Genomic DNA, 8,809 nt, shown 5'->3' with positions numbered 1-8,809 from the left:
GTGCGGAGGGCGCCGCGCCCCCAAGGGGCGCGGGGAACTGCGCGACCAGCCACGACGGCGCCGCAGACGAATGACGGCCAAACAACCCGGCACGCCCCGCGCGGGGACGGCGCTGCGATGGTGTCGCCGTCACATCCCTCTCCCGTGCCCGTGGTCCGCCCTGCCCGGTGTCATTCTCCCACCGGTTAAGGACGAACACACGGGCCGGTTAGTTCGCGCTCCGGACCGTGACTTTTCCGTCGCCCGTCTCCGCGGACACCACGTGCGAGCTGGACTCGTCCCGGGGCACGGACACATCCACGCTGCCGTCGCCCGTCTTGGTCGACACCTTGTACGTCGCCCGGGGCAGCACCATCGTCACGGAGCCGTCTCCGGTGCGGGACTCCACCAGGTCCGGTACGGCGCCCAGTTCGAGGTGGACCGAGCCGTCGCCGGTCCGGGCGCGCACCTGCCGCGAGGTGACGTCCGCGCGTATGGACCCGTCGCCCGTTCGCAGGTCCAGCGGTGCGCTGCTGTCGGTGACCCGCACCGAGCCGTCGCCCGTACGGATGCTCAGCGGGTCCTCGAAGCCACGCGCGCGGACGCTGCCGTCGCCGTCCTCGATCTTGACCGTGATCCCGCGCGGCACCTCGATCCGGTGTTTGGCGTCACAGTCGGCGACCATGCCGGAGCACTTCAGCCGCAGCTTCAGCCGGTCGTCCTCCATGGACCAGCTCACCTCGGGGTCGTTGCCGATGGCGACGGTGCCCTGGAACCACCGGGTGACCTCGATCCGGCCCTCCGGGTGGTCGTCCGCGGCGATGATCTCCAGCGCCGAGTCGTCGGAGTCGACGGTCAGGGTGCGGCCCTTCAGGTCGAAGGACTTGTGCTCGGGAGTCTTGTCGTCTCCGGCGGAGGAGCCGCAGGCGGTGGCGCCCACGACGAGCAGCGCCACGACGCCGGTGACGGCGGCGGCGCGGACAGAAACGGTGCGGGCCATGACGGTCTCCCCCTGAGTCGGAGTACGAGGACTCTGCTGCGACTCTTCGACCGTACGGAGCGCCGGCCCGCCCGGGGATCCGGGCCGCTCCCGGATCCGTCCTGGGGTTAACCCCCGGATCACCCTGACACCGGCCCGTCCCGGAATACGGGTTTGCCGTGCAGTGCTCCGGGCAAGGTAGGCTGTCGACTCGTCCTGAGCACATCGGCTCAGGTCCCGGGTGCGTAGCTCAGGGGTAGAGCGCCTGCCTTACAAGCAGGATGTCGGCGGTTCGAAACCGTCCGCGCCCACCGATAGGTAAAGCCCGGCTCAGCTGGACGATGGCGGCCCCTCGGAGTGATCTCCGAGGGGCCGTCTCCATGATCGGAGTCCACATGCAGCCCACATGGAGCCCACCGGCGGACCTCAGCTCTTGACGGCTTCCGCGATCTGCCGGGCGGCCTCGGCGGGTGTGAGGTGCGTGGTGTCGACGACCTCGGCCTCGCGGTGCAGCCAGGTGCGGGCCGCCTCGGCGTAGGGCTCGAGGTATTTGAGGCGGAACGGGGAGTTCGGGCCGAGAACGGTGTCGCCCGCGATGCGCCCGCGGAGGGTGTCCTGGTCGGCGTGGAGGACGAAGTGCCGTATGGGGATGGCGTGTTCGGCGAGGCCCGCGCTGATCTCGCGCCAGTACTGCTCGACCAGGACGGTCATGGGCACCACCAGAGTGCCGCCGGTGTAGTCGAGTACGCGGCGGGCGGTCTCGACGACGAGCGGCCGCCACGGCGGCCAGTGCTGGAAGTTGTCCGTCGCGGGCAGCCCGGGCGTGATGTCCATGAGCGTCTCGCCGACCTTCTCGGCGTCGAACACCCGTGAATCCGGGATCAGTTGCTGCACGAGTGGACTGGTCGTCGTCTTGCCCGCGCCATGAGTGCCGTTGAGCCATACGATCATGGGACCCGAGGCTAGCGCTCGGTCTCCTCCGGGATCTCATGGGCGTGCTTCAGCTTCATGCGGGCGTCCACGCGCTCCGCCGCCGCGACTTCCGCCCAGAAGCGGTGGCAGCTGACGAACACCGCGAGTTCGTGCTCGCGCTGCCGCAACTTCTCCACCTCGGCCTGTTCGTCGGCCGTCCAGCCGGGGGAGGCGGGGCGCTCCACCTTGCGCCAGCCGCCCGTGTCACTGAAGCCGTCCAGGGGCGCGACCGACCAGGGCAGCCGCTTCAGCAGAGCCGACAGCTCGGCCCGGACCTGATGCAGCTCCTCCTGACCGGCGCGGAGGTCACTCGGAAAGTCATAGGGCGTAGCCACGCGGCAATGCTACGCCTGTTCGATTTTGGGTTGCGAGCGTCTTTGGGTTGTTCATGCGGACGGGTGTGACTGAGTACGCCATCGCGGCCGGTGTTCATGATTGCCGTTGGCATACTCTGCGGCATGAAATCGATGGACCCCTTCCGCAACGAAGCCCGCAGCCGTGACTTACCGGAGGACGAGGTCGAGCGGTGGCTCGGCACGGTCCGACCCTGCGCGATGCTGGGCAAAGCCGGTGAGGCGCCGCCCGGGAGCCCGGTGGCCGGACGGATCGGTGGGCTGCCGCGGTTGCCCGAGGACGAGCCCCATCCGGACATGCCGTTCCTCGCCGCGGTCGACCTCGCGGCCATCCCGCCCGGCGCGACGGACATCCCGCTCCCGAAGGACGGCACGCTGCTCTTCTTCGCGGACACCGTGAGCGCGTGGACAGGCCTCGACTGTTCCCGGCTCATCTACGTTCCGGTCGGCACGCCCGTCTCCGAACGCCGTCGGGGTGGCGAGTACGAACCGCCGGTCCACCCCATCCAAGATCTCCATCTGATGATCGAGCCCTCGCTCCCCAACCGCGGCTACGCGACCGAGGAGTTCCCGCACGCCGGCGAGCTGGGCGAGGTGTGGTGGGAGACCTGCGACGAGATGCAGGCGGACGGAACGCTGCAGATCGGCGGCTACCCCTGGGTCTGGAACGCGGATCCCACCACGGACTACGGCCACGGCCCGGGCGATTGGGTCGTGCTCGCCGAACTCGGCGGCGAGGATGTGGCCGAGGGTGAGCTGGGCCTCGTCGACTGGGTGATCCGCCGGGAGGACCTGGCCGCCTGCCGCTTCGACCAGGCCCGGGCCTGCTTCGACATGGTGGGCTGACGCAGCCTTGAGCGAGGCACAGCGGCCGACCACAGCGTTCAGCGCGCGGCCCGGTCCGCTGCCTCTCGGGTGATGTCGGCGTAGAGGCGGAAGAGGGCCGGGCGGGCCTTGTCGGGTTCTCGTTCGCGCAGGGCCGCCCAGCACCGGGCGATGAGCTCCCGGGCCTGGGTGCCGGGCCAGGGCTGGGGCAGGAGCTGGGCTGGCAGCAGCGGGTCGGGGTCCATGGCGCGGGTGAGTTCGGCGGCCAGCTCGACCGCGATGGTGAGGAGTGCGGAGGGGGAGAGTCCGTCAGGGCCGGTGAGCCGGGCGAGGCGAGGCCGGGTGACGCGGCTGAGGCGGTGGTAGCGGTCCGCGATCTCCTGCAAGGGCCATAGGCGGCGGGCGAGTTCGGCAGGTTCTTGGGTGTCGCCCCTGCGCAGGTCCGTCGTGGTGAGGAGGGTGAGCGCGCCATGGGCGCCGAGGCGGTGGGCCGCTTCTTCGACGTACGGTTCCCAGGCGTTGGCGCAGACGTACAGTCCGCCCTGGAGCGGCGCGCCGCCGAGGTGGACGAGCGTCTCGCGCAGGGAGTCCCGGGCCGTGCGCGCCGATTCGGGCACCGCGAAGGCGGCCAGGTGCCAGACGCCGTCCCAGGGGGCGAGCCCGGCGTCCTGCTGGAACGCGTGCCGGAGGAAGTCCGCGTTGGGGGCGAGGGCCCGCGTGGTGTCCGCGGTCGCGCGCAGTTCCGCCTTGCGGCCTCGGCCCTCATGGGTGAACCGGCCTTCGGCCACGAGGCGTTTGACGCACAGCCGCACCTGCTGGTCGCTCATCCCCAGGGTGTTGGCGACGCTGTACAGCTCGTCCGCGCCGACGGTGCCGTCCTCACGGATCAGCGCGTGGACGAGCATGCGGGTGGGGATCTCGATGTGGTCGGTCATGGTGTGGTCGGTCATGGTGTGCGCGGTCCTCTCGGCCCGTTCGCCTCGACAGGGCGGCGCATGGTGGTCACCGCGCCGAACCCCAGCAGCCCGCGCAGATAGGGCGTGCGCTCGGTCCGTACGGCCGTGAAGCCGCGCCGCTCGTACAAGGCCCTGGCGCGCGGGTTGACGTCGATCACGTCCAGTCTGATCTCCCGGCAGTCCTGCTCCGCCGCTACGGCTGCCACTTCCTCGATGAGCAGGCTCCCGATGCCCCGGCCGCGTATGTCCGGGTCCACGGCGATGCCGTCCATGAGGAGCTGCCCGGGTGCCGGACGGCGTTCGAACAGGGCGAGGAGCAGGAGCCGGTGCAGTCCCCGCAGGTGTCCGTACGCGCGCAGCACGGCGGAGGCCGATCCTCCGGTGAGGGCCCGGCCGCCGAGCTGGTAGCCGGCGAGGCCGACGAGCTGCCCGTCGAGAAGCGCGCACACCGCGCGATCGGCGTTCAGGTGGGCGGCGAGGAAGGACACCGCCTTGTCCGGCGGATTCAAGGCGGGCCCGAGTTTGCGGCCGAAGGCGTCCCAGTACAGCTCGGCCGCCCGCCGCTCGGCGCCGGCCGGAACGCCCCGTCGGACTGTCACCGGTCCAGTGCCGGTACCGGTGCCGGCGCCTGTCGCGTCCAGTCCCATGCCGTGCCCCCTCCTTCACGCTTCCTTCTCGCTGCAACCTCCCTCAAAACTATCACTCTCGCGACGATCGTGGGAGAAGTGATAGTTTCCATGGGGCGTAAACCCGAACAGAGGCGGTCCGTTCCCATGGGTCCAAAGGTCCAGCACCGACGGCGCGGGCTCCGCATCGCCGTGTGGTCCCTCGCCGCGGTCCTGGTCGTGGCCGCCGGTCTCGTCGGTGTGGTGCTGTGGCAGAACTCGTACGACATGGACGAGCAGCGGGTCTCGATCCGCCACGGCGGCCACACCCTCAACGGCGTGCTGGCCACCCCCAAGGACGGCCGCGAGCGCCACGGCCTGGTGGTGTACGTCCACGGCGACGGCCCCATCGACGCCACCCACGACGACGGCTACAAGCCCTTGTGGGAAGCGAACGCCAAGGCCGGCTACGCCTCCCTGTCCTGGGACAAGCCCGGCGTCGCGGGCGCATCCGGCAACTGGCTCGGCCAGTCCATGGACGACCGGGCCGACGAGGCGGCTGCCGCCATCGCCTGGGCGTGCGCCCGCCCGGACATCGACGGCGACCGGATCGGTCTCTGGGGCGCCAGCCAGGCGGGCTGGGTCCTGCCGAAGGTCGCCGCCAGGACGCCCGTGAGCTTCGTCATCGCCGTCTCGCCCGCGATCAACTGGCTCCAGCAGGGCCGCTACAACCTCCTCGCCCAGCTGCGCGCCGACGGAGCGTCGGCAGCCCGCACCAAGGCCGCGATCGCCAAGAGCGACAGCACCCGCCGGCTGCTGAAACGCCACGCGAGCTTCGAGGAGTACGTCAGGGCGAGGGGCGGCGACGCGGACGGCATGACCGCCGATCGCTGGCGCTTCATCGCCAAGAACTACACCGCGGACGCCACGCAGGACCTGCGCGCCCTGCGCGGCATACCGGTGCTGCTGATCCTCGCCGGCCATGACATCAACGTGGACACCGTCGACACGGAGCGCGTCTACCGCAAGGTGCTGGACGCGGGCGGCGCACTGACGGTCAGGCGTTACCCGGACGCGACCCATTCACTGCTCAAGCAGTCCATCGAGCAGTCGGACCTCAAGACCACGCTCACCGCGGTCTTCTCCCCCCGCTCCCTCTTCGCGGACGGATTCCTGGACGGCCAGCGGCAGTTCCTCGAGGATCCCGGAACCGGCGCTCAGTGACGTGTTGCGCTGCCCCGCCGGTCACCGGTCCGTACCCGCCGTGGGCCGGGGCGGTGGCGGAACCGGGGGGAGCGGAGTGTGGCGGGGTGTGGTGGTTCGGGGACGGGGCCGCCGGTGCGGTGTTCGACGAGGACGCCGTGGAGGACGAGCCGGGTGAGGCTCAGGGCGATCAGCGCCTCGGCCCAGTAGAAGGCGGTGTAGTCGAGCAGGCTGCCGTTGGGCGGGTTTCCCGGGGCCGCGTTGCGCAGACCCACCAGGGCGAAGAGGCTGCCGGCCATCCAGCCCAGGGCGCCCCAGAGCAGGCCGCGGCCCTGGCGCACGACCAGCCAGCAGGCGACCAGCACCGCGAGGGCCACCGCCCACATGGCGACGATCATGAACCAGGCGAGGATGAAGGTGCTCCGTGACCGCTTGACGTCGGCGACGACGATGGCGACCTCCTCCTCGTACCCGGTCTGGTGGGGTGTGACGACGAAGGCGGGATCCTGGTCCCGGAAGCGCAGGGTCACGGGCACCGGCTCATGGCCGACCATCGCGCCGACCGCGAGGCTGGCGGCGTACCGGTCGAACGGGTAGTCCGACAACGTGCCCTCGGTCAGGGGTAGGGAGATCTCCTTCAGCCACGCCGTGCTGTCCGCCTTGAACAGCAAGGTGTTGTCGTCCGGTGCGGTGGTGATCAGTGTGATGTCCTTGACCGGCAGTCCGGAGCCGTCGCTGTATTTGCCGTGCGCTGTGGCCGTCAACTGCAGCGTGGTGGTGTGCTGTTCGGGATTGGTCCGGCTTACGGCGGCTTCGACGTCGACCCGGTCGCGCGGCGCCTGCTTCGCGCCGACGGTCAGGGTCTTCTGCCGTGCCACGCGTTCATTGACGTACAGCCCGATACCGGCGCCGCAGACCGCCAGCAGGACGACGAGCGCGAGCAGGCCATGGCGCCAGGGCGGCTGACGCAGGGGAACCCCGGTCCTCACCTGCCGATCTCGTCGCCCCACGGGACCTCGACTTTCACCTCAGCCCCGAGCCGCTACCGGCCATCCTCACCCATCAGGAGTGGCCTCGCAGCCGGGGCGGCTCACGTGCGAGCCGCCCCGGCCGCCCGGCCGTCATCCCACGCGGACCCTTGCTGTCTTCGGCAGGGCGAGATGCTCGCCCCGGAAGCGGGTTCGCAGGGCGCGGTCGTGGGTGACCAGGATGATCGCGCCCGGGTAGTCGGTCAGTGCTGCCTCCAGTTCCTCGATCAGGGCGGGGGACAGGTGGTTCGTCGGTTCGTCGAGCAGGAGAAGGTCCGCGGGGTCGGCGACCAGCCGGGCCAGGTCCACGCGGCGGCGCTGGCCGTACGACAGTTCGCCGATGCGCAGCCTCAGCTCCGCCGGGCGGAAGAGGCCGAGGGCCAGCACGGCGTCCGCATGCTCGTCGGCGGAGCCCACCCGGCCCAGCGCGAACGCCTCCACGACCGTCAGGTCCGCCGGCCACGGCGTCTCGTCCTGATGCAGATGGCCCACCCGTCCCGGCACCTCAACCGACCCCTCGTCCGGCCGCAACTCACCCGCGAGCAGCTTCAGCAGCGTGGTCTTGCCCGCCCCGTTGGGACCGGTGACCAGCAGCCGGCCGGAGCGGCCGAGGGTGAGGGAGTCCAGGTGGAGGCGGTCTCCTACCCGTACGTCCGACAGCTGCACGGAGGGGAGTTCCGCCGCCGACGCATCCGCGCCGTCCCCGGCCGTACCGACCCGTGCGGTGAACGTCAGCGGCTCCGGTGGCGGCGCGATCGGGTTCGCGGTGAGCCGGTCGACCCGCTCGCGGGCGTTGCGGATACGGGACATCGCGCCGTGCGCCCGGCCGCGGGCCCGGAAGCCGCCGTGGCCGAAGTTGGCCAGTGCGGCCTTGCGCGGGATGCCGTCGAGGCGGACCGCCTGGCTGGCGGCCAGCCGTTCGTTGCGGGCCAGTTCGGCCCGCCACTGCTCGTACTCCTGGAGCCGGCTGCGGCGTTCCGCGGCCTTGGCGGTGCGGTAGCCGGCGTAGCCGTCTCCGTACCGGGTGACCTTTCCCGCCTCGGCCTCCAGGATCGTGGAGGTCAGGCGTTCCAGGAAGACGCGGTCGTGGGTGACCGCGAGCACCGTGCCGCGGTGGGCCCGCAGTTGCTCCTCCAGCCAGTGAACGGCCTGGTCGTCCAGGTCGTTCGTCGGCTCGTCCAGGAGCAGCAGCTCCGGACGGCCGGCGAGCACGGCGGCCAGCGCCAGCCGGGAGCGCTCGCCGCCGGAGAGGGTGCCGAGCCGGCGGTCGCGGGGGAGGGTGGGCAGGCCGAGATGGTGCAGGGCTTGGTCGACGCGGTGGTCGGCGTCGTAGCCGCCGCGCGCCTCGTACCGCTCGAGGAGAGCGGCGTACGCGGCCAGTGCCGCCGGGTCCGAGCCGTCGCCGAGCGCCTGCTCGGCCCGGCGCAGCTGCGCCTCCAGTGCGCGCAGATCCGCGAGGGCCAGGTCGACGGCGTCCTGGACGGTGTCGGTCGGGGGCAGGGGGATGGTCTGCGGGAGGTAGCCGATGCCGTCTGCGGCGAACACGGTCAACTCGCCGCTGTCCGGGCGTTCCTGACCCGCGATGAGCCGCAGGAGCGTGGACTTGCCGGAGCCGTTGTCGCCGATGAGGCCGGCCTTCTCGCCCGGCTTGAGGGTGAAGGAGACCTGGTCGAGGACGGTGCGGCCGGGGTAGCGCTTGGTGACGTGCTGAAGGGTGAGTTGTGAGGTGCGCATGCGCGGGTCCCTCCTGGCGGGGCTTCGCCCGGGCCGGATCGGGTGGATGAGAGGGCACAGCGGGGCGCGGCGATGGCGGAGCGGTGCTCTACGCGATCGGCGCCGACTTTCTCACAGGGAACCCATGCGGAAGACCGTACGGCATGATGGGGGATTCCGCAAGACGGCACGTCTC

General features: G+C 71.1%; 9 protein-coding genes and 1 tRNA gene. 3 read left to right on the top strand and 7 right to left on the bottom strand.

All coding sequences use genetic code 11. The annotated features are described in order from the left end of the window. Positions 1–208: 208 nt before the first annotated feature. Positions 209–979: a DUF4097 family beta strand repeat-containing protein gene (locus tag AB0I98_RS24595; RefSeq protein WP_362945129.1), complete on the bottom strand. Its 771-nt coding sequence runs from the start codon at positions 977–979 to the stop codon at positions 209–211. Positions 980–1,197: 218 nt separating this feature from the next. On the opposite strand from AB0I98_RS24595, the gene AB0I98_RS24590 reads away from it, so the two are divergent. Further along, positions 1,198–1,269: transfer RNA gene (locus AB0I98_RS24590), tRNA-Val, on the top strand. A 115-nt stretch (positions 1,270–1,384) separates the two neighbouring features. Here AB0I98_RS24590 and AB0I98_RS24585 read toward each other — a convergent pair. Then, positions 1,385–1,909, bottom strand: coding sequence for an ATP-binding protein (locus AB0I98_RS24585; protein WP_362945127.1), 525 nt, complete (start codon positions 1,907–1,909; stop codon positions 1,385–1,387). Between the two features lie 11 nt (positions 1,910–1,920). Next, positions 1,921–2,265: a hypothetical protein gene (locus AB0I98_RS24580; protein ID WP_362945125.1), complete on the bottom strand. Its 345-nt coding sequence runs from the start codon at positions 2,263–2,265 to the stop codon at positions 1,921–1,923. Positions 2,266–2,388: 123 nt separating this feature from the next. Between AB0I98_RS24580 and AB0I98_RS24575 the strand changes: the two genes are divergently transcribed. Next, entirely contained in the window at positions 2,389–3,129 is a 741-nt protein-coding gene (locus AB0I98_RS24575; RefSeq protein ID WP_362945123.1) for a DUF1963 domain-containing protein, read from the top strand. A 38-nt stretch (positions 3,130–3,167) separates the two neighbouring features. Here AB0I98_RS24575 and AB0I98_RS24570 read toward each other — a convergent pair whose 3' ends face one another. Both AB0I98_RS24570 and AB0I98_RS24565 read right to left on the bottom strand, forming a co-directional pair. Further along, positions 3,168–4,043, bottom strand: coding sequence for a PaaX family transcriptional regulator C-terminal domain-containing protein (locus tag AB0I98_RS24570; protein WP_362945147.1), 876 nt, complete (start codon positions 4,041–4,043; stop codon positions 3,168–3,170). Between the two features lie 11 nt (positions 4,044–4,054). Then, positions 4,055–4,711 carry a GNAT family N-acetyltransferase gene (locus AB0I98_RS24565; protein WP_362945121.1) on the bottom strand — a complete coding sequence of 219 codons (657 nt, stop codon included), beginning with the start codon at positions 4,709–4,711 and terminating at the stop codon, positions 4,055–4,057. A 126-nt stretch (positions 4,712–4,837) separates the two neighbouring features. On the opposite strand from AB0I98_RS24565, the gene AB0I98_RS24560 reads away from it, so the two are divergent. Next, positions 4,838–5,893, top strand: coding sequence for an alpha/beta hydrolase (locus AB0I98_RS24560; protein ID WP_362945119.1), 1,056 nt, complete (start codon positions 4,838–4,840; stop codon positions 5,891–5,893). Here the strand turns inward: AB0I98_RS24560 and AB0I98_RS24555 are convergent. Both AB0I98_RS24555 and AB0I98_RS24550 read right to left on the bottom strand, forming a co-directional pair. Next, entirely contained in the window at positions 5,887–6,861 is a 975-nt protein-coding gene (locus AB0I98_RS24555; protein ID WP_362945117.1) for a DUF4436 family protein, read from the bottom strand. The two genes, AB0I98_RS24560 and AB0I98_RS24555, sit on opposite strands and share 7 nt — an antisense overlap. 132 nt (positions 6,862–6,993) lie before the next feature. Beyond that, on the bottom strand, positions 6,994–8,634 hold the full coding sequence (locus tag AB0I98_RS24550) for a TlrC/CarA/OleB/SrmB family ABC-F type ribosomal protection protein (RefSeq protein ID WP_362945115.1): 1,641 nt from the start codon (positions 8,632–8,634) through the stop codon (positions 6,994–6,996). Positions 8,635–8,809: the final 175 nt, after the last annotated feature.

Origin of the sequence: Streptomyces sp. NPDC050211, from assembly GCF_040656035.1 — a bacterium.
GTDB lineage: Bacteria > Actinomycetota > Actinomycetes > Streptomycetales > Streptomycetaceae > Streptomyces.
Note: the sequence above shows the minus strand (reverse complement) of the source record. Positions and strands in the feature narration are given on the sequence as shown.